Origin of the sequence: Natrinema halophilum (assembly GCF_013402815.2) — an archaeon.
GTDB classification, from domain to species: Archaea; Halobacteriota; Halobacteria; order Halobacteriales; family Natrialbaceae; genus Natrinema; species Natrinema halophilum.
In genome coordinates this window covers 2265231-2284511 of the sequence record NZ_CP058601.1, presented here as the reverse complement: position 1 = coordinate 2284511, position 19281 = coordinate 2265231, and the positions used below count along the sequence as shown (strand labels likewise).

Here is a 19281-nt window from a genome sequence, read left to right as displayed (position 1 = left end):
CCGGCTCGTCGGGAATCCAAATCGTCTTTAGAGCGATAGACGTAGCCTCGAGTGGCCGATGACGACGCACCCGCTCAGAGCCGGACTCGGCACCCGGTCGTGACGAGCCCTATGAGTGCCGAGGCCAGCTTTCTATCCAGACATTTCGGGAAAGAAGTGTACGAACGTCATAGAATCGTGTCTGCTATCCTCTGAGAGAGGTCAGTAGGAACCTGTGGTCGAATAGAGTACACTTTGAGTGCCGTGGCCGCACTTCCTATATATGAGTTCTATGCGGAACTGCCATAGTTGCTTCGACGCTTAAATCGAAGTAGACAATCGTTCAGAAACGTCGCCGGCCCTGCAGCCGCGGCACCATCTGGTCAAGATACTGCTCCGACACCACACTGTCACCGTCGGCAGCCGCAGCAGCCACCGCATCCTCCAACCGGTTGAACGCGTGCCGGACATCGCTCTCAGCTTCCTCAACCGTTTCTGCCGCGATCCGGTGGAGCAGTGACTGTTGAACAGCCTGAACGGCGGTATCAGCTGCAGTGAACCCCTGCTCCAGGAGCGTCATCAGCTCATCTTCCGAGTATGGCTCGAACATGACATCCTCGTAGTCGAGCACGGTCCAATCGAGGATTGCGCCTGAATCTTGCGACGATACCAGAACAAGCACGATCTGTCCGTCCACCTCTTCGTTGACGGATTGTACCTGTTCGATGAAGTCTTCCGGATCTCGGAGCCGGATGAACCCATCGTCGAGCATCAAGTCGTCCATCTTGATCTCCAGTGCTTCCCCCAATCGACACCCAGTCTTCGCCAGCAGGACGGCGACCGCCTTGTTCCGCGGATTCGGAATCGCCTTCACGATCTCCTTCGCGTTCTCCCACGTCGCACAATCAGGGCGCTGCCGAATCTGCTTCGGAATCTCCTCCAACAACCGTGCCGCCGAGAATACTCAAGTCAGCATGAATTCCGAAAAACTAGATTCAATCGAACGGCAGAAATCATATCTATTGCAGTCTATCTGGTAGTCGGCTATTGGCAACTGGAAATCGACGTCCCCGACTCGAGGTTGTATGTGTCCGGTCCCGAATTGTTCTCGAAGGCCATCCCATCGCAGCCCATGACTCTCGCATTTCCGTCTCTGATCGCGATGCCGTACTTTCCACTCCCACGGATCGTCGAATCGCTAATGGTGACAGCGGCGGCGCGTTGGTCACCGTGGAGGAACAGGTTTGCCACGTCGTCGGCACCGCCGCCAACGGTTTCGCCGCTCCCACCGTTCTCAATGACGGTGTTTTTCAGGACGTTGTCGCTGCTCAGAGAGTTAACGAAGTAAAGCCCCTTCCAGAAGCCGGTGATGTCTTCGGTCCCGCTAAAGAAGATAGGGTCCCCACCGGTGGCGTCTGCTGTCAACCGGCCCTCACCACGGATCTGCATCCCCTTGCCCTGTTCGAACGTGAATGTTGCCCCAGATGCAACCTCCACCGGTGCTTCGACGTGGACGTTGATTCGCGGTCGGTATGGCACGTCGAGCGCCGGCCAGTCGGCCGGTTCAGTGACGGTCGTCCGACCGGCACCACTCGGCTCACCGATATAGACAACCCCCTCGTCGTTGTTCGTGAAGGTGGTCGCCGCCTCAAGACCGCGAACCAGATTCGCCGGCATATATAGTGGCGCCTCGTTCTCCTCGAAGAGTACTCCATCAAGGCCGAGCTGTGCCCCGGCCTTGGTCACAGTCACGCCAACGTTGGCATTTCCTCGGAACGTTGAATGCTGAATGGACAATCGTACGTTCTCCCCGCGGAGGAAAAGACCTGCTGGGGAGTAGTTTGGATTCCACGCTGAGCTGCCGGCATACTCAAGGATAGTACGCTCGAGGACGTTATCGGCAGAATTCGAGTTTCTGATTTGGACGCCTTTCCAGAAGCCACGGCTCTGTTCGGTCCCCGTTAAGCGCACCGGGTTTTCCTCAGTGCCGCTGACCTGTATCCGACCATCGCTCTCGATGTTCAACCCGACGTCGTTGGTGAACTGTATGACGACCGCTGGTTCCACGGTCAGTGTTCCCGTCTCGACTGTGAGCGTTTTCTCTACCCGGTAGCAGCCCGCCGATATAGTGCCGCCTTCCTTGACGTCCGATGGTGAGAGCGTCGTTGGGGAGTCACAAGCGGCCGCAGTAGGAGAGGCTGTTTGCGGGGTTGTCATTGGGGTGGCGTTCGTATCTCCCCCACCATCTCCGCTCTGATCACCGCCACCTTGCGAACAGCCGGCCATGCCCCCAATCGCAAGGGTCCCTGTCATCGCTAGGTATCCCCGTCGAGAGAGTAATGGCCTGGCTCGGACCTCACTCCCGATTTTTTCTGGCATTCTGCTTTAGTTAGTGGTAAGCACATCGGATAAACCTTGATGTTACTTATATATCACATTGGAATTGGCGTTGTTCAATCGCATACATAGATCAATTCAACCTGATGGATTCGGGCGTCTAAACAGGGCCCAGAGGGTGTATTCATCACTACCTTCGCCAGCGAGGGTGGCATGTCACGGGCAAGGACCGTCCACGGGCCCTACTATATCAATGACATGGAGGAACCCATTGCCGGAAACGTATTATCATCCGATACGAAGTGACGACTTCATCCATCTCGAATGAATACGAATCTAACCAGTCAAACGTCAGTGTTCATCCGACTGTCAGATTCCCACAACCCTTATGATTCCTTTCCGAATTGTAAGGTCTGTATGGAAAGTGCGTCCGATCCCGACCTCTCACCGGGGGAGTATTGGATCAAGCCCGCGATCGATCTGTCCGATATCTCGCTCCGTGACGTGCTGTTCGGCGACCTTGGATACGAGACGGAGGCCGACGGAGATCGGGTGCACAAGTACGATGTCGTCAGGTCGGGCGGCACGTACGTTTTCGACGTCTTCGAGACAAACGGATCGGCGGACTCAGACTGGCTCCCCGTTTCCATCCCGCACTACGCGTACGTGTTCATCGAGCCCGAGGGCGATCCTCGCCTCGTCGTCGAAGTGGACCAGGGAAGCAGCGGCTATACGATTTTGGACCCCCAGACGGGGGAACAATTGGGGACGGTTGCAAAGTCGCGTCGGATTCTCGGCGACTGGCAGCTCACCAATACAGAGGGAGATGTCGTCGCCACCACTGATCAAGTGGACAAGTCGACGCCCCTCCTTTCGTCCGGAACGTACGTAACGTGGGATGTATTGGGACAGGATGGTGCGAAGATTGGACAGTTCCAGCGCGGCCCGGCAGAGGGGTCATCCTCCGACAGGTTGTCCGCCATGCAGATCACTTGTTCCCGGTCACGAGTGTCTACGGATCAGTGTATTGCGTTCGCGTTCGTGCTCCTTTACGAGGGATCACAGTCAACTATTCGACCCCAGCACGGGCCGTGATCGGACAGTAAATATGGCGGAGGGCCAACGGTGAGACCGTGCTGAATTTGCGCGCTGTATTCAGCAGCGTCATTTCCAGCTACTCAGTCTTTGTCAATACTGGCGTGACCGATACAGAGGGTGTATACAGACCCAAGACCGGGTCGGTCCTACCGACTGCTTGTTTTGGTTCGGAAGAGACACTCGCCCCCGCCAAAGATGGCGTAGAGAATGAGAGCGAGTGGAGAAAGGTACGCCGCGTAGAGGGCGAGACCGAAAATCGTCTGGAGTGAGAGTATTCCCTGTATGGCACCGAGGATGAGCCACCCAAGAACCACGGCCACGAGGACTACAAGCGGCGTGATCAAATTAAACCGGAGGAAGAAGGCGATGGGGAGTCCGACGAAGGTGATCACGAGGACAATCATGCCCAGAAGATACCCGAGAGTGTCAACTGAGAGATGAGTGAGAAATTCGCTGATGCTCCATCCTGCTAGGAGTAAGCCAGCGCCGAAGTATAGACAGACCACGGCCAGCCCAACGAGACTGCCGACGAGCGCTGCAGCGGCACTGGATGAGTGACTTCGTGGCAAGAGCGAGCCCATGCGGTACGCTAACGTGAGAGTGAGCATAAAAGGTACCGTCAATGGAACCGTGATGGGACTGCTACTGACTATGCGCTTTGTATTTAGCACGACTCCCGAACCTATCCTTTCGCTGCACCCGTGTCCCCGTGCTAATGGATAACGTCGGGTCCGAAGTGTCGGTGTCGTGGCCGAATCATATCGGTTGCAGCCTTCACCACTCCTTCCAGTTTCTTTTCTGGCCCCTACACGACGTCAGCCACGGTGAGCCCGGCGCCCAGCGGAAGCCATCTGCGACCGCTCGACTCACTGTGCCGACCGAAAGGGTGACGGCTCGCATACGAGGCGTCTGGTTTGGTGGTTTCGGTTACTTTTCCCCGGCTGAATCGGAATTCTCACGCGTTGAACCCCGAGACCGTCCGACGCGAGAGGTCGGTTGGCCGCAGTCAAAACGAGGGAAGGACTTCCTCACAGAACAGGTCTATCGAGGACTCGGCGATGTCGTCGTCCATCCCGGGCCACTGCGTCCGGAAGAGCAGGTAGTCCGTCCCGAAGGCCTCCCGGTACGATTCGATTGTCTCGATGACGTCGTCGGGCGATCCGAGGCAGAAGCGCGCGTCGGCGAACGAATCGAACATCTACTGGTCTGTACTATTTCGGGACCTAAAAGCGACGTCCGGCCGAGTTCGGTCACCGAAGGAGGTTTCTTGGACCCACAGCGATTCTCTGCGGAAATGCGATCTGTCGTATACGCGATCGAGATTCACTTCATCGGCATCGCGATTCTCTCGAGAAAGTCTGATCTTCGGGACCTATCGCAGTTCGTCATTCGGTAGCTACTGCTATCAGATCGAGGACTGGGAGTATTGAGGCTATCGTTTCTGCTCAGGCCCTCGGTTGTGCTGAGGATGCTGTTTCTGCTCAGGCCTTCGGTTGTGCTGAGGATGCTGTTTCTGCTCAGGCCCTCGGTTGTGCTGAGGATGCTGTTTCCGCTGTCCCAGGCGGGCGGTGATATCTCGACAGAAGAACGACCCGCCCGGAAGCGACGAAGGACGCTTTCCGGTATGATGACAGCCGAGCGATTCGAGACGGAGACGGCGGCATCGATCACGCCGAACAGTTGTTGGCCCCGGTTTCGAGTTTCGTTGCCTGCCGACTGCTATCGGGACGCTCTCGGCCGGTGTTGACGTCGATCACGGTTTCGTAATTGTCGGGTTTCTCCGGGACGTTCTCGACCATTCGTTCGACGAACTCGTCCCGACCCAGTTCGAGGAGGTCGAGCCGTCGTTCGACCTCCTCGAGCGAGGCGGCGACAGGCCGTCCCGGCGACCCGTTTTCGAACCGACCGTCGTTCGTGACGGTGACGTGTCCCGGGAGGACGGTGAGGTCGTCCGGCAGTTCCGTGAGCGTCTCGTGGAGCGTCTCGTACTCCATCTCGGCCCCCTCATCCGCTTGGTCCTCGCCGAATTCGAGTTCCGTGCGTCCGACCGAGTCGACGAACAGGGCGTCGCCCGTAAGAATTGCTTCGTCGTCGACGCGGTAGTTCACCATCTCGGTGGTGTGTCCGGGCGCGGCGAGTGCCGTGATTTCGACATCGCCGACGTGAATCGAATCACCGTCCTCGAGCGGCTCGTACTCGTACTCGAGGTCCCGCTCTTCGGCGCGGGCACCGAGGTGATACGGTACGTCCAGTCGCTCGGCTAGCTCTCGACCGCCGGAGACGTGGTCGGCGTGGACGTGCGTATCGAGTACGTGCGTTATCTCGGCGTCGTGTTCGGCGGCGGCGACGACGTACTGGTCGATATGTCGGGTCGGATCGACGACCGCTGCTTCGCCCGCGTCCGGGGACCAGACGAGATAGCTGAGACACCCCTTTCCTCGCCGCTGGAATTGCGTGAGGCCAACGTCGTCATCGGTGTCGACGCGAGCCCGTTCGTATAGCGAGTTCCAATCGCGCATTCCGCCTTTCACGACCGCGACGTCGTCGTACCCGTTCGCGTCGAGTTCCCCGGCGAGGGTCGTTGACGTCGCGCCCTTGCCACAGATGGTGACTATCGGGTTTCCGTCGACGAGGTCGTCGATCTCCGCTTCCTGTTCGTCGCCGAGCGTCTCTGCCGGTCCGAACGGAACGTTCTCCGCCTCGGGGACGTGCCACGACTCGTAGCTGTCCGCCGGTCGAGTGTCGACAATCGCGTACTCGTCGTCGTCCGCATCGAGTTCGTTCGCGAGTTCTCGTGCGGTGATTTGTTCGAACATCGTTGTTCTAGTGCTAGCCTCTCGTTCGCCATGGAAGAGGTATTGTCCTGAAAATGCAACTCTGGGCCAGCGATCAAGGGAGGGAAAATCAAAAGCCGCAGTTCAACCGGTAAATATTGCTGTGTTACGCAGGGATCGAGACAACGTGGATGATGGGTGTTCTATACATGAACAATATTAGGGGTGTCTCGAGGACGTCAGGCCGAACTATCGTCGGGACGTCGACTTCCACCGCCGTTGGGGGACGAGTTCCAGCCCCAACTGTTTCGAACCGATCTGTCTCTAGTTCAACGGGGGCGATGCAGCCGAACTCCGCGTCGGATCGGTCACAGTCCGGGCCCGAGGAGTCGCGAACGCGCCCAGCGCGAAGAACTTCGGACGGCTCGTGTCCGTGAGGTCGCCGTCCCGTCGCTCGAGCGCCTGCACGGCCGAACGCCGCCATCCCGTCGCTCGAGCTACTGCACGGCCGAACGCCGCCGTCCCCGCACAGACCGCGGGGCTTCAGCGCTATCGCGTCCGATGACGGATGATCGCTCACTGCTCGGTCTCTGTCCCCGCTGCGGCCGGGACATCGCCGTCGACTATTGCTTCGGCTCGACAGAATGCGGACGATTCGCCTGGCCCTGCGGCTGTCGCCTGTCTTCTCCGGCGACGACCGAGTGGGCCGATGAATAAGCCGAACGGGGTTTCGTCGCCGGAATAGCACCACTGTACGCGCCCGGTAGCGCTTCGAAACCGTTCACCCCTGTTAACATCGTATTTATTGAACAACTTCTCCCAATTACCGATAGTAACATCGCTTAATAACTGTTTATATATGATTGTATGAACGATAGGCGAGAGAGAATCGCTGCGCATCGATGCAGCGAGATAACCGATATGTCACCAGCAAATTCAACGGATACCGACCACAGTTCGACAGAATCACATTCGCCACCGGCCGTCTCGCGGCGATCGATGCTCGCTACGTTCGGCCTCGGCAGTCTCGGCGTGATACCACGAACGGGTACCACTCACCCGTCGTTCGCGGTGACGGACGACGCGGAGTTGCCTGAGCGCGTCGTTCACGGGGGTTCGGTCCAGGACCCCAGTCGGCGACTGATGAAACAGGACGCCGCGACCAGTGATGTCGTCAGCGACGGACCGTGTGCCGATTGCGCCGAGAACCTTACCCTCACCGGGCGCGGCGAGCGCTTACTACCGAGCGGGACGACGGACGTGTGGGCACACGATGGCTACGCGTACCTGGGTACGTTCGGGGACCCCTGTGGCACCGGCGAGGGATTCGACGAGGACGGACTCGTGGACGATCGTCTCGGCCCGGGCGTCCCCGTCTTCGACGTTTGCGATCCTCATTGTCCGACCTACGTCGGTAGCTTGCCGTCGGTCGAGGGCAGTCGGATCAACGACGTCAAGGTCGCGGACATGAACTCCGGGTCGATCCTGGTACACTCGAACGAGCCCTGCGACGGCGGTCGCGGAGGCTTCGAGGTGTACGACGTCGACGATCCCACTGCCCCGACGCATCTGGCGTCAGTCCAAGTGGACGACGCCAACGAGGTGGTGCGGGACACGTTCGGCGTCGTCGACGTTGGGGTACACAATCTGTTCCTCTTCACCCAGGGTGCATGTGACTACGTCGCCCTCCAGGCCGGGGGCTACTTTGGCGGCTTCCAGATCTTCGAGCTCACCGAGCCAACCGAACCGGAGTTCGTCAGCGCCTGGGGCGCGGAGTATCTGTGCGAGGGTGAGTTTTGTAGCGAGAACCCACACGAGGAGGACGACGAGGAAGTTCTGACGGCAATGATCGACGACTGGCTCCAAGACGGCTTCGGCCAGTCGCAGAATCGGCTTCTGCACGACGTCACCGTAAGCCAGGACGGTACCCGCGCGTACCTCGCACACTGGGACGCCGGATTGATCCTCCTCGACATCAGCGATCCGGAGAATCCCCGGTTCGTCTCACAGGCGCTCGATCCTACCGCCGGTGATCACGAAGGGAACAGCCACCAGGCGTGGCCGTCGGCGGACGGCTCCGTCGTCGTCGAAACCGAAGAGGACTTCGCCCCGTTTGCGACGACGTTCCGGATTACCGACGGCCCACACGCCGGCGAGTACGAGGCCGCCGAAGGCGGATTCACGACTCCTCTTGCCGACCTGCCAGACCAAACGATGGCCGGTCCTACGACCTATCTGGGGCTGGGGTGTGACCCTGCGGCCGAGGACGTCCCCCAAGCCGGTGGACCGGGTGAGATCGCGGTTATTCAACGCGGCGATTGCCGCTTCGATACGAAAGCCGAGACCGCTATCGAGGCGGGGTACGACGGCATGATCGTGTTCAACAATAGCGCAAACGGCGACGCGGTATCGACGATGAGCGGTGAATCGCGTGACATTCCGGGACTCCTCGTCGGTCACACGACCGGCCTGAACGTATTCGACGTCGGCAGCGCCGACGACCTCACCGTCGGTGCCACCGGCGAAAGCATCAGTGCCGTCGCCGAACCCGAGCGCTGGGGCAACGTACGCATCTGGGACTACACCGACGAAGCGAACCCGGTACTGGCAAGCGAGTTCGACACGCGCTGCAGCGCCGATCCGACCCACGAGGGCTGCGATCCCAGGGGGACCTACTCCGTGCACAACACCATCGTCGAGGACGACAAAGCGTACGTCTCCTGGTACTCGAACGGAGTGCTTATTCTCGACATCAGCGATCCCTCCAAGCCGGTCGAGACGGCCCGTTACAATCGCGGCGGGGACGACTTCGAGGAACAAAACGGTGGCATTCAGGACGTCTGGGGTATCTACAAGGAGCGGGAGAAGCCCTGGATCTACGCTTCCGATCGCAACGGCGGTCTCTACGTCCTCGAGGAACGGGATTCGGGCCGAACGTGACCGATACCTGGCGGCGCCGACGCGGATGACGGCATCGCAGCGGCCGATTCGAGTTGCTATACTCGACCGCTCTCGGCGAGGTCTGATACGGCCTCGACGACTCGTTCCTTCTCGGACTGGGACCCGCGATAGAAGTCGACGAGGTCCTGACCGATCGTCCGGAGATCGTCGTCGTCGAGTTCCTCATCTTCGCCGTCGGTGAGGTCGTATAGCTCCTGCTCGTCGGGCGACCAGATGTATTTCCAGTCCCGTCCGCGGACGGCGACGCTCGGCATGCGATTCGACGAGAAGACGTACGGTTCGGTGAGGCGGTCAGGGACCGTTTCGTCTCCGCTGGCGAGGCCGCCTAACAGGGCCGGCAATCGACTGAGGGAGAACGGCTCTTTGACACGCCCTGAAGGGCCGTTGCAGACGACGAGCGGAACGTTTACGAGGGGTTCGTACAGTTGCCGTCCGTGACCGTACATGCCGTGTTCGCCGAAGGCCTCGCCGTGATCGCCGTGGACGACGAACAGCGGGTCGGTGCCCACTTCCTCCGTGAGAAACGAGAGGAATTCGTCGGTATACTTAAGCGTGTTCTCGTAGGCCGTCGTCAATACGTCGTGGAGGACGGACTCGAACGGAAGGTCCCGGTCCAGAAACAGGCCCATGTTGGCGGGATAGGTCTTGAGTCTAGACTGTGTCCGGTACGTCGCCGGCGGAAGATAGGGAAGGTGACTATCTACGAGAAATACCCAGAGGAAATACGGCGCTTCGGCCTCGGCCGTCCACTCGGTGATCTCGTCTGCGAGCGCTTCCCAGGACATGAACATGTCCTGACCTTGCCACCAGTTGGTTGCGTTCATCGCCAGCGTCCCGATGGTGCTCTTCTGTTCACCCCCTTCGAGGAGGCCGCTCGAAGCATCGCCGTCCATAAAATCCTCGAAGTGGTCGAACCCGTCGTCGAAGCCGAAGTATCGAGAGGTCCACGGATTCGCGGTGAACGCGGCCGTTTCGTAGCCACGTTCGGAGAACTCCTCGGCGACGGACCGACGCGCCGCCATGTGTTTGCGGACGTGTGATTTCGTTTCCTCGCGGCCCCCGCCGGCGGCGTCCGGCCGTTCGACGGGTTTCATTCCGGTTAGAAAGGAGGTAGCAGACTCGAACGTCGCCGGACCTGATGCGATGGCGTTTTCGAACACCAGTCCATCCTCCGCGTGAGCCGCAAGCGTCGGCATCGTCTCGCTATCCCCCGCAGCCACGCCGCAATAATCAGTTCGGAAACTGTCGATAGTAACGAGCACCACGCTCTTGCCATCGGGCATACATTCGGACACTGTCCGAAAGGGGCCAATATTATTCAGATAATAAGTCCAAAACTTTCACTGGTCGCGGCCTAAACAATGGGGGGCGCTTTTATAACCACGTGCGGTTTCGCCATCTATGTCACGATCGGATGTCGCCCCGGAGAACGTCACGCGCGTCGAGTTACCGTCCAGTCTCGTCGACGACGTCGAACAGCGTGTCGCGTATACCGATTTCGACGACGCAAGTGAGTACGTGACGTTCGTCCTCGAGGAAGTACTGGCGGCCGTCTCGGAGGGAGACGAGCGGAATTACGACGCCGTCGACCAGGACGAAGTCGAGAGCCGCCTCGAATCGCTCGGCTATCTGAGCGACTGAGTGATCGACGTCGGTAACAGCGAATCAGAGACCGCCATTCGGTCGGTTATAGCGTCGGTACTCTGCCGTGTTGCATCCGCCAACGAAGACCGACTCGGTCGCACATCTCGAGTAAAAATCCGTCGGAGACGCGGATAGCGAGTGCTGCCACCGTGCTCGAACGAGGCCGACCCGTGCCGGTGTGGACTCCGCGTTCGACCGGTTCGATTCGTCCGCGACCACAGCGGACGGCACGCCCCGATTACGGTCGTTTGCGATTGCAGTCGTCCCAGCACGATGTACGGAGGTCACCTTCGTCGTTCCGCCCTATCGACGGCACCGACACGTGAGGCGCGGTCTCGAATGCCGATGATGCGCAGGACCGATGGCAGCAACAACCCCTGGACGACCGCTCCGGTTATTGCAACGCCGAAAACCACCGTCTGGATGAACTCGCGATGGGGTATCCACGGGGGCAGGCCGAGCGCTAACGCGATGGGGACGACGGTGTGTAACCCTCCCCAGACGAGCACGTGTTGATAGCTGTTGGGAACGTTCTTCGTGGCAGTTACGTTTACGACGCCGACCAGCCCGTAAACGACGACCGCCCGCACGAGCAAGACGAGCGCGGCAGCGACGAGTATGGCCCACCGGTGGCCGACCAGGTCACTGATCGGCACCTGCGCGCCGATGAGGACGTACACTAACGTCGACAGGAGAAACGCACCGCCGTCCCAGGTATCGCGTACGAACTCGAGCGCGTGATGATCGATCACGGATTCTTCGTCAGCGATCGTCTCCACGTACAGGCCCGCACCGACCGTTGCGAGGATGCCGCTTACGCCGATCACGTGCTCGGCGAGGACGTAGCTCCCGTATGCGGTCAGAATCGTGGCAAGCAGGATCGCCATTCGTTCGGGAACCCGGCGGACGAACAGCGTGGTCCCGTACCCGCAGACGGATCCAACGAGGAACCCGACAGCGCTGATGACGAGGAAATCCTGGACGACCGTTCCGGCGAACTCGAGACTGATCGTCGGATGGGATTGCTCGGCAGCGATCGACGTCAGCACGTTCACGATGACGATCGCAACCCCGTCGTTGAACAGGCTCTCGCTGTCGATCATGACCGAGAGTTGCTCTGGCACATCGACTTCCTCGAACAGCGAGAGGACCGCTATTGGATCGGTCGGAACCACGATTGCGGCGAACAGAAACGAACTCAGGATCGGAAGTCCGAACGCGACGGTACTGACGGTTCCGAGTAGAACGACCGCGAGGGGAATCCCGAGAACGACGAGAACGAGCGGAACAGCCAGGTTTTCGCGCAACGCGGTGCGATTCAACTCGATTACCCCATTAAACAGAACGGGCGGCAGAACCAGGGTCATGACCACTTCGTTGGACAGCCGAAGCCCGACGTCGACGTGGAGTACCGATATCACCACTCCAACTAGAATGAGAAGGACCGAGTAGGGAACGTCGAGCCACGTATCGACGGCGACTCTAACCACCAGGGCGAGTCCGAGAAGCCACAGAACGCGAAGCACCAGCTGAAGAGTCGCGCTCATCTGTCGTTCGTACGGTTCGGACGGGGTAATATTCGGCGGGTGCGCCGAACGCGTCGAAACGTCCTCGCTGTCGACAGCTGTATACGAACGACCCACCGGTCTCGGCTGCAATCGCTGGCTGCGAATTTAATGGGCTCACGTCCGTTTCCTGTGTCGGACCGCCATGACAGTTCAATTCGAGTGCTTTCAGGAGGGATGTCCATTTCTGGTGCGTGCCGCCAGCACGGACGAAATAGTCCACCTCGTGGACGAACACGCCGAGTACGCTCACGATCTGGATATCGAACGCGACACCATCGAATCCGAGATCGAACGGATGTAACGACAGGAATGACCGAAGACGCACCCGCGCCCGATCCGGTGGAACTCGTGCGGCGCGGCGAACTACTCGACGCGCTGTTCGATGGACCGAAAACACCGGGCGAACTCGAGGCCGAAACGTCGTTTTCTCGATCGACGGTCCATCGGGCGATCGAATCGCTCGTCGAACAGCACGTCCTGACGGAATCCGACTGCGGGTTCGAACTCACCGGGTTCGGCCGCGTCGTGGCGACGGAGACCGCCGAGTACCGCACGAACGTCGTAACCGCCGGTCGACTGCAACCGCTGCTCGACGAGGTAGACGCCACGGCGGTGACGCTCCCGCTCGATGGGCTCGAGGGTGCCGAGATTACGCGCCCGAAACAGGCTCACGCCCACGTTGCGACGACACGGATCACGGACTTACTCGCCGGGTCGAATCGAATCCGTCTCTTTTCGGGCGTGATCTCCCCGATATTCCTCGACATCGCCTACAAGCAGGTTTTGAGCGGCACGGAGGTCGTCGCGATTTTCGACCGGCGGGTCATCGAAATCCTCTTTTCGGAGTACGGGAAGAACGCCCGCGAGGCAGCTCGTACCGGCCGGTTCGAAGTCATGATATACGACGACTGCCCGTTCGAATTGTTCCTCTGTGACGGGACGGTCGGAATCGCCGCTCACGACGACGGGTTCCTTCGTCTGCTCGTCGAATCCGACGACCTCGGGGTGTACGAGTGGGCCGAGTCGGTGTTCGATCGCTACCGCGAGCGGTCCGAGTATGCAACGATTTTCTGATTTCCGTCATCGACGGGGTCGTTTTCACGAGCGGGAACGATTTCGTCGATGAGAAAATTCCCGCCGTTGGGGTGCCGAGGGGGCCAAATTTAACAGTGTCGGGCCCCTGTCTCGCATAGCGGCCATCGGAAAGCGGAGGTGCCACTATGAATGGAACACATCAGCCGAGCCCTGTTGACCCGACGCTCGACGCACGAACGGGAACGTACGAACAGCAATACGAGACCGCCGACGGTTCCGAGATCCTTATCAAAGCAATCAGATCGGTTGCGGCGGTCGCGGGCGTTTCAACGACCGATATAGACCCGCTCGGTGAGGCTGCCGATCCGGAGATACTGGTTGGCTCGGTCGAGGCCGCCGACACGAACGGAGGTTCGACGGACGGCGTCACGGTCCGCATTTACGAACACGACGTGACGATCGACGACGGCCGGATCGTCATCGATCCGCCGGCCGACGAGCACAGTCGGTGCGAGTAAAAAGAGTTCAGCGTCAGCAAGCCGCGGTCCTTAGTGTCTGTGTCCTCGTGGAGGCATATGACGTCGCAAGACGGTTCGTTCCACACGCGGATGCAACCGACTCGCAGCGTCCCCGCGAAACTCTGCACTGACGGTGGCGAACCGTCGCTTTCCACCAACGATGCGTTCTCTCTCCTGGCGAACCCGACCCGTCGCTACGTTCTGGAACACCTCCGACGTGAAGGTGCGGCCGTAAAGCGGTCGGTACTCGCCCGTCACGTCGCTGCTCGGAAACACGACTGCGATCCAGACGAGGTTCCGACCGATGCGCTCGAACGAGCGATAACGGACCTCCACCACTTCGCCCTCCCGCCGCTGCGGGCAAACGGCCTCGTCGAATACAGCGAGGGCGTCGTCGTGTTGATCGACGAGGACCCCACGATCGCCCGGCTGTTAGACGCTGCCGACGCTGACACTCGCTCGTAAGCCATCGACCGTTTCGACTGCGAGTCTCCCTCGAGACGTGGTCGCTTTGCCCTTCATCGGCTGACCGAGCGATCCCTGTCGATCGCGAACACGCCCTGCGTCTTGAATTCTGCTGCCGTGCGCTAGAACCGAGGGTCTACGTATCTCGATCCCAAATCAGTATTGTCGAATGACGGCCGAATCGCCGCTCCAGCGTCGTAACACCCGAGAAGCCGTGCGGTTCTATCTGCTGGATCACCGAACGTGGCTGGGGAAAGTGATAGATATCGCGCTGTTGGTTCTGAACCTCGTCTTCGTCGCCATCTTCGTCGCGGAGACGTACCCGCTCTCCTCGCCCGTCGTCCGCGTCCTCTGGAACGCCGAGGTTGCCATCGCCGTCGTCTTTCTGGCCGAGTACCTGCTGCGACTCTACGGGGCCGAAAACCGCCTCGCGGAATTCCTCGACGTGTACACACTGATCGACCTGATTGCGGTCCTCCCGACGCTACTCGTCGTACTCTGGCCGGGGGCGGCGACCGTTGCCAGCGTGGGGTTCCTCCGAGTGATTCGGGTCGTTCGAGTCCTTCGATTTTACCGCTTTACGAGGGACGCGGAGTTCTTCTTCGGGACGATCTCCGACAACGCCCTTCGAGCGCTAAAACTGCTGCTGACGGTGCTGGTGCTCCTGTTCGTCTCCGCCGGCCTGTTTTACAGCGCGGAACACGCCGCCAACCCCGAGGTGGCTACGTTCGGCGATGCGTTTTATTACGTCGTGGTTGCGCTGTCGACCGTCGGATTCGGCGACATCGTCCCGGTTACTGTCGCCGGACGATGGGTCACTGTTGCGTCGATACTGGCCGCCATCATCGTCCTCCCGTGGCAGGCGAGCAAGATCGTCCGCGAGTGGAGCCGCAAGGGGAAAGTAGACGTCACGTGCCCGAACTGCGGGCTGTCGTCTCACGACCGAGACGCGTCACACTGCAAGGCATGCGGTCACATCATCTATCAGGAGTTCGACTCCCGCGAGTAAGGCGCCGAACTGGCACGTGCGGCGCGTTCGTTCTATTACCTCGGCCGTCGTCGAATGAACACCGATGCGAGATCCGTTTCAGACAGCTGTCTCAACGGGAACCGATCAATCGATGCACATCGACCGATTTCTGCCCGAGTTCGACGTCACGGTGGTTCGCCACGCGATCGTCGAGGCCGATCCCGAGACGACCTACGAGGCGATGCTCGAGTCCGACCTGACAGACACCGGCCCGATCGTGGGCGCACTCTCCCGGCTTCGAGACGTCCCGGCGGCCGTCTCACGAAGGGGCGGCGGCGAGCCCGGAGAACCGACGCCCGGACGGCTCCGTTTCGCCGACGTTGCGGAAACGGAGGAATGGACGCGGCTCGCCGATGTCCCGGGCGAGGAATTCGTTTTCGGTGCCGTCGGGAAGTTCTGGCGACCGACCATCGAGTGGCGCCACGTCGATGCCGACGAGTTCGTCGCGTTCGACGATCCGGGCTACGCGAAGCTCGCGATCGGTCTGTCCGTCCGACCGTACGGCGAGCGACGGACGCTTCTGACGTACGAGGCGCGTACGGCGACCACGAGCGAGCGCGCCAGCCGAAACTTCCGCCGGTATTGGCGTCTTATCGGCCCGTTCGCGGGATACCTGATGTCTCGGGCGCTCGAGCGCATCACGGCCGACGCGGAGGCCGTCGCACGCCGGAAATCAACGGCCAGCGAACGGAGCAAAACGCGAAGGGGACCGGGCCTGTCCGGTAGCCGGCTCGTCGCAGCCGCCGCGCTCACCCTCGTCGGCGCGTATCACTTCGTCATTCGACCCTGGCACCGCCGCTGGGGTTCGACGACGCGGGAAGCGCGTGCACCGCTCCCGGGCGACGATTTACTTCCCGACGCGACGGACCAGGTCACCCATGCGATCGAAATCGACGCTCCCGTCGAGGCAGTCTGGCCGTGGCTCGTCCAGCTCGGACAGGGGCGAGGTGGCTTTTACAGTTACGACTGGCTCGAGAACGCGGTCGGTGCCGACATCCACAACGCGGATCGAATCGTTCCGGAGTACCAGACTCTCGAGGAGGGCGACGTCGTTCGGTTAGCACCGGCGGATTATCCCGTTTCGTCGCCGGAATCCGCGCCGGAAGTTGCACATCTCGAGACCGAACGCACGCTCGTTCTCAGGCCGCCGGGCGAGTCGCCGGCGTGGACGTGGGCGTTCGTGCTCGAGCCGGTCGCCGACGGATCGACGCGGCTCCTGGCGCGGACGCGGTCGAATCCGGGCCGGTCTTCGATCGGACCGTTCTCGTCGTTTCCGGCGCTCCAGGAGGGAGTGAACTACCTTTTCTGGGAGCCCGCTCACTTCGTCATGGAGCGAGGGATGCTCCGCGGGATCAGACGCCGGGCGGAACAGATGGGACGAACGGCCCCCTCCTCGACGTCGTAACGCGAGCGGACGCACCGTCGAGGTCGGTGGGACCGACGTACTGTGAAAGGCGGGACCACGTTTTCGCCGTAACTGCACCTCTTTCGGGCTACGCCGTCGGTTCGGTCGAGTTCCCACCCATCCGACTGCTGTAGTCCCAGCTGTATATCGTCCGCGGCTCGATTTCGATGCGCACCTCCTCGCGGTCGTCGCCGAGCAACCACCGAGCGAGCGGGGAGGACGTTCCGTCCAGATAGCGCTCGATGAGGGCCCGAAGCACCGCCTTGTCGCTATCGGTCGTCATCGTGACGGTTCCGTTTCCTCTGATCCCGCGGTACGGTACGTCGTTCGTGGAGATATCGAATGCGACTTCCGGGTCCTGCCGGAGGAATCGAACCAGCGTCGCGTTCGCCCCGGTCGCACACTCGAGTACGCCGTTCCGGTAGCGATACCATAGTGCGACGAGCCACAGCGAGCCGTCCGGTCGGTTGGTAGCGATCCGAATCGGGACTGTGGTCTCTTCGAGGAAGTCCTCGACTTCGGCTTCCGTCCACGCGCCGCGGAATTCGGTCATAGCTGGTCGTTCGCCGCGGAGCTTGAAAAAACGGGAGTCAGGCTACGTGGTTTTCGGGTGCCGTCACTCGAAATAGGCAGCGAACGAAGGGTGACGAACGGTGGCGGTCAATCCGGACCCCTGGCCCCCAGACCCGTTCGAAACGTCAGTCCCAGCCGTTCAACGTGCGGGTAAAGTGATTCCATAACCCGTGGAGCGGCAATCGGCCGGCTCGCTGGTTCGTTCGAATACTTTTCCCCAACGGACCGGCCGCACCGGTCTCTCGACGGGTGGCCTCCTACAAAACATTACAGCAGACAGCTTTTCTGACGACCTATCTCGATGCTTTCGCTATCCGAATCTGCCCCAGAAATTTCCATCCATCGATTGCGTATATCTAAATACAGAATTCAATATGTTTATTACCTCCCTTTGCCTGCATTTATTTAGGCTATGGGGAACGAGGATAAATCGAAGGCTGCCGAGAATGCGGATATTACTCGGCGTCAGACGCTGAAGCGGGCGGGACTAACGACTGTGGGTGCCATCACGGGTCTGGGAGCCGCGGCGGACAGCACACGCGCTGCCCCGGCATCGAATGTCGGTTCCATCGACATTTCAGATCTGGACCTTGGTGGCACGGATCGGTACACCGGTGGCTGGGGACCGCACACTGAGTCGATTGATGCGCGTTACTCGCTCGTTCCGTCCCAGACACCGAACATCTTCCAATACGCGTTCAAGGATATTCGGCCCGGCATCGAGTATCTGGGTTACTCGCCGAGTCCCACGACCCACTGGTTCGCGTTCAGCCTGGTTTCCCACACGTGGAGGGGCGACCACAGATTCGATATCGGTAACCCTCTTTCTGTCCAGAATGGAACCAAATTCAAAACGGAGTCACCGTCTTACGTCGATGTCACGATCAAACCGGAGTATCTCTACTCCGGATTTATCGACAGGAGTACGGATCCGCGATGGGAAGAGGTCGTCAATGGCGACGACCCCATCTCGCAATACAAAGAGAAGGCACAGAATGAGATCTCGTCGGGTAACGGATGGGACGATGTGCTGGCATCGCTATCGGCTACCCTCTACGAAGAAGTGATAGGTGCGATCGGTTCTCCCGTTGGACTCGCACTGGCAGTCTTCGGAGCGTTGGCGAAACCAGATGATTGTGGCATGAATCGAATCGGGAACAACGGGTTCGGTTGGGAGTGGAACTGGTGTGCCAATCAGAACGAGAGTCGGTACGGGGTCCCGATCCAGTATCAGAACGCAATCGTTGGATTCGAACTCCCGGACTGGACGTCCCAGGAACAGGTTAGCGTCGAAGTAGGGGCTTCCATCCGAAAGCGCGTTAACGAGAACTTTGGGGACTCGAAATACAATAGCGCGACTTCTATCCGATGGGAACTGGACCTCCCCGGCGATGAGTCCGAGGCCCAGATCGCAGATACGCAATACCGGTGATATAGCCCGTAGCAGTGGGGGCGTATCTCCCCTCAAACCCGGCGATTGCCCGCCGATCGCAGGTCTTTCCACCGGGCCTGAAACACCCGCGTCTACTGGCCGTCTGTGTACCCGACGAGGACGTCAACCACAGAACGATGGAGTGAGAATTGTACGACTGTCTATCTGTGATAGAAGTCGTCAGCTCGTCGTTTTGGAGTCCACGATTCACGACCCGTCGCAGAAAACGGGGGTGCTGATCGGCCTAAGTGAGGACAGTCCGTCCCCATCACGAGACGGCTCACTGTAACGAATACGACCCGGAGTCCCCGGTTTCGGCCCCTCATATGCCCACGAGAAGAATTTGAACATTCTTCGGATATTCTAACCAGAAACCCAACTATTAAATTAGATTTTCAAAACAATAGAAATATTATTGTGGCAGGGGGATATTTATGGAGGTATGAGAACTTCGGCCCCTCG

The 19281-nt window shown here is 59.9% G+C and carries 18 protein-coding genes; 10 read left to right on the top strand and 8 right to left on the bottom strand.

All coding sequences use genetic code 11. From position 1 onward, the window contains the following. Positions 1-322 precede the first annotated feature (322 nt). Both HYG82_RS31890 and HYG82_RS31885 read right to left on the bottom strand, forming a co-directional pair. Positions 323-922, bottom strand: coding sequence for a site-specific integrase (locus HYG82_RS31890; protein WP_218834176.1), 600 nt, complete (start codon positions 920-922; stop codon positions 323-325). A gap of 101 nt (positions 923-1023) precedes the next feature. Beyond that, the gene (locus HYG82_RS31885; RefSeq protein ID WP_179261088.1) at positions 1024-2358 is read right to left on the bottom strand and encodes a hypothetical protein; all 1335 of its coding nucleotides are present in this window, start codon (positions 2356-2358) and stop codon (positions 1024-1026) included. Positions 2359-2733: 375 nt separating this feature from the next. Between HYG82_RS31885 and HYG82_RS31880 the strand changes: the two genes are divergently transcribed. Further along, the gene (locus HYG82_RS31880) at positions 2734-3411 is read left to right on the top strand and encodes a hypothetical protein (RefSeq protein WP_179261087.1); all 678 of its coding nucleotides are present in this window, start codon (positions 2734-2736) and stop codon (positions 3409-3411) included. 149 nt (positions 3412-3560) lie between these two features. Here HYG82_RS31880 and HYG82_RS31875 read toward each other — a convergent pair whose 3' ends face one another. From HYG82_RS31875 to HYG82_RS31865, 3 genes are all read right to left on the bottom strand, one after another. Continuing rightward, complete coding sequence (locus HYG82_RS31875; protein ID WP_179261086.1) at positions 3561-3995, bottom strand: hypothetical protein; 435 nt, start codon at positions 3993-3995, stop codon at positions 3561-3563. Positions 3996-4420: 425 nt separating this feature from the next. After that, a complete protein-coding gene (locus HYG82_RS31870) occupies positions 4421-4612 on the bottom strand; it encodes a hypothetical protein (protein ID WP_179261085.1) in 192 nt (63 codons plus the stop codon). A gap of 469 nt (positions 4613-5081) precedes the next feature. After that, the gene (locus HYG82_RS31865) at positions 5082-6230 is read right to left on the bottom strand and encodes an MBL fold metallo-hydrolase (protein WP_179261084.1); all 1149 of its coding nucleotides are present in this window, start codon (positions 6228-6230) and stop codon (positions 5082-5084) included. A gap of 957 nt (positions 6231-7187) precedes the next feature. Here HYG82_RS31865 and HYG82_RS31860 point away from each other — a divergent pair. Next, the gene (locus HYG82_RS31860) at positions 7188-9128 is read left to right on the top strand and encodes a PA domain-containing protein (protein ID WP_179261083.1); all 1941 of its coding nucleotides are present in this window, start codon (positions 7188-7190) and stop codon (positions 9126-9128) included. Positions 9129-9184: 56 nt separating this feature from the next. On the opposite strand, the gene HYG82_RS31855 is transcribed toward HYG82_RS31860, so the two are convergent. Continuing rightward, positions 9185-10432, bottom strand: coding sequence for a sulfatase-like hydrolase/transferase (locus HYG82_RS31855; protein ID WP_179261082.1), 1248 nt, complete (start codon positions 10430-10432; stop codon positions 9185-9187). Positions 10433-10550: 118 nt separating this feature from the next. On the opposite strand from HYG82_RS31855, the gene HYG82_RS31850 reads away from it, so the two are divergent. After that, complete coding sequence (locus HYG82_RS31850) at positions 10551-10790, top strand: hypothetical protein (protein ID WP_179261081.1); 240 nt, start codon at positions 10551-10553, stop codon at positions 10788-10790. Between the two features lie 287 nt (positions 10791-11077). Here the strand turns inward: HYG82_RS31850 and HYG82_RS31845 are convergent, their stop codons facing one another. Then, positions 11078-12340 carry a cation:proton antiporter gene (locus HYG82_RS31845; RefSeq protein ID WP_179261080.1) on the bottom strand — a complete coding sequence of 421 codons (1263 nt, stop codon included), beginning with the start codon at positions 12338-12340 and terminating at the stop codon, positions 11078-11080. A 163-nt stretch (positions 12341-12503) separates the two neighbouring features. Here HYG82_RS31845 and HYG82_RS31840 point away from each other — a divergent pair, with 163 nt between their 5' ends. The 6 genes from HYG82_RS31840 (at position 12504) to HYG82_RS31815 (ending at position 16814) form a co-directional block, all read left to right on the top strand. Continuing rightward, positions 12504-12662, top strand: coding sequence for a DUF1059 domain-containing protein (locus tag HYG82_RS31840; RefSeq protein ID WP_179261079.1), 159 nt, complete (start codon positions 12504-12506; stop codon positions 12660-12662). 8 nt (positions 12663-12670) lie between these two features. Beyond that, the gene (locus HYG82_RS31835) at positions 12671-13435 is read left to right on the top strand and encodes a helix-turn-helix transcriptional regulator (protein ID WP_179261078.1); all 765 of its coding nucleotides are present in this window, start codon (positions 12671-12673) and stop codon (positions 13433-13435) included. A gap of 146 nt (positions 13436-13581) precedes the next feature. Continuing rightward, a complete protein-coding gene (locus HYG82_RS31830) occupies positions 13582-13914 on the top strand; it encodes a HalOD1 output domain-containing protein (protein WP_179261077.1) in 333 nt (110 codons plus the stop codon). Positions 13915-13971: 57 nt separating this feature from the next. Then, positions 13972-14379 (top strand): DUF7344 domain-containing protein, encoded by a 408-nt coding sequence (locus HYG82_RS31825; protein ID WP_179261076.1) that lies wholly within the window; start codon positions 13972-13974, stop codon positions 14377-14379. A gap of 169 nt (positions 14380-14548) precedes the next feature. Beyond that, entirely contained in the window at positions 14549-15388 is an 840-nt protein-coding gene (locus HYG82_RS31820) for an ion transporter (RefSeq protein ID WP_179261075.1), read from the top strand. 64 nt (positions 15389-15452) lie between these two features. Then, the gene (locus HYG82_RS31815) at positions 15453-16814 is read left to right on the top strand and encodes an SRPBCC family protein (protein ID WP_218834175.1); all 1362 of its coding nucleotides are present in this window, start codon (positions 15453-15455) and stop codon (positions 16812-16814) included. An 88-nt stretch (positions 16815-16902) separates the two neighbouring features. Here HYG82_RS31815 and HYG82_RS31810 read toward each other — a convergent pair whose 3' ends face one another. Continuing rightward, entirely contained in the window at positions 16903-17367 is a 465-nt protein-coding gene (locus HYG82_RS31810; RefSeq protein WP_179261074.1) for a pyridoxamine 5'-phosphate oxidase family protein, read from the bottom strand. A gap of 432 nt (positions 17368-17799) precedes the next feature. Here HYG82_RS31810 and HYG82_RS31805 point away from each other — a divergent pair, with 432 nt between their 5' ends. Next, positions 17800-18819, top strand: a complete 1020-nt coding sequence (locus HYG82_RS31805) for a hypothetical protein (RefSeq protein WP_179261073.1) — start codon at positions 17800-17802, stop codon at positions 18817-18819. The last annotated feature ends 462 nt before the right edge of the window (positions 18820-19281 follow it).

Bases quoted from the DNA above. Each gene is read 5' to 3' on its own strand.
- HYG82_RS31885 (WP_179261088.1), bottom strand. From the start codon at position 2,358: ATGCCAGAAAAAATCGGGAGTGAGGTCCGAGCCAGGCCATTACTCTCT.
- HYG82_RS31880 (WP_179261087.1), top strand. From the start codon at position 2,734: ATGGAAAGTGCGTCCGATCCCGACCTCTCACCGGGGGAGTATTGGATC.
- HYG82_RS31875 (WP_179261086.1), bottom strand. From the start codon at position 3,995: ATGGGCTCGCTCTTGCCACGAAGTCACTCATCCAGTGCCGCTGCAGCG.
- HYG82_RS31870 (WP_179261085.1), bottom strand. From the start codon at position 4,612: ATGTTCGATTCGTTCGCCGACGCGCGCTTCTGCCTCGGATCGCCCGAC.
- HYG82_RS31865 (WP_179261084.1), bottom strand. From the start codon at position 6,230: ATGTTCGAACAAATCACCGCACGAGAACTCGCGAACGAACTCGATGCG.
- HYG82_RS31860 (WP_179261083.1), top strand. From the start codon at position 7,188: ATGCTCGCTACGTTCGGCCTCGGCAGTCTCGGCGTGATACCACGAACG.
- HYG82_RS31855 (WP_179261082.1), bottom strand. From the start codon at position 10,432: ATGCCCGATGGCAAGAGCGTGGTGCTCGTTACTATCGACAGTTTCCGA.
- HYG82_RS31850 (WP_179261081.1), top strand. From the start codon at position 10,551: ATGTCACGATCGGATGTCGCCCCGGAGAACGTCACGCGCGTCGAGTTA.
- HYG82_RS31845 (WP_179261080.1), bottom strand. From the start codon at position 12,340: ATGAGCGCGACTCTTCAGCTGGTGCTTCGCGTTCTGTGGCTTCTCGGA.
- HYG82_RS31840 (WP_179261079.1), top strand. From the start codon at position 12,504: ATGACAGTTCAATTCGAGTGCTTTCAGGAGGGATGTCCATTTCTGGTG.
- HYG82_RS31835 (WP_179261078.1), top strand. From the start codon at position 12,671: ATGACCGAAGACGCACCCGCGCCCGATCCGGTGGAACTCGTGCGGCGC.
- HYG82_RS31830 (WP_179261077.1), top strand. From the start codon at position 13,582: ATGAATGGAACACATCAGCCGAGCCCTGTTGACCCGACGCTCGACGCA.
- HYG82_RS31825 (WP_179261076.1), top strand. From the start codon at position 13,972: ATGACGTCGCAAGACGGTTCGTTCCACACGCGGATGCAACCGACTCGC.
- HYG82_RS31820 (WP_179261075.1), top strand. From the start codon at position 14,549: ATGACGGCCGAATCGCCGCTCCAGCGTCGTAACACCCGAGAAGCCGTG.
- HYG82_RS31815 (WP_218834175.1), top strand. From the start codon at position 15,453: ATGCGAGATCCGTTTCAGACAGCTGTCTCAACGGGAACCGATCAATCG.
- HYG82_RS31810 (WP_179261074.1), bottom strand. From the start codon at position 17,367: ATGACCGAATTCCGCGGCGCGTGGACGGAAGCCGAAGTCGAGGACTTC.
- HYG82_RS31805 (WP_179261073.1), top strand. From the start codon at position 17,800: ATGGGGAACGAGGATAAATCGAAGGCTGCCGAGAATGCGGATATTACT.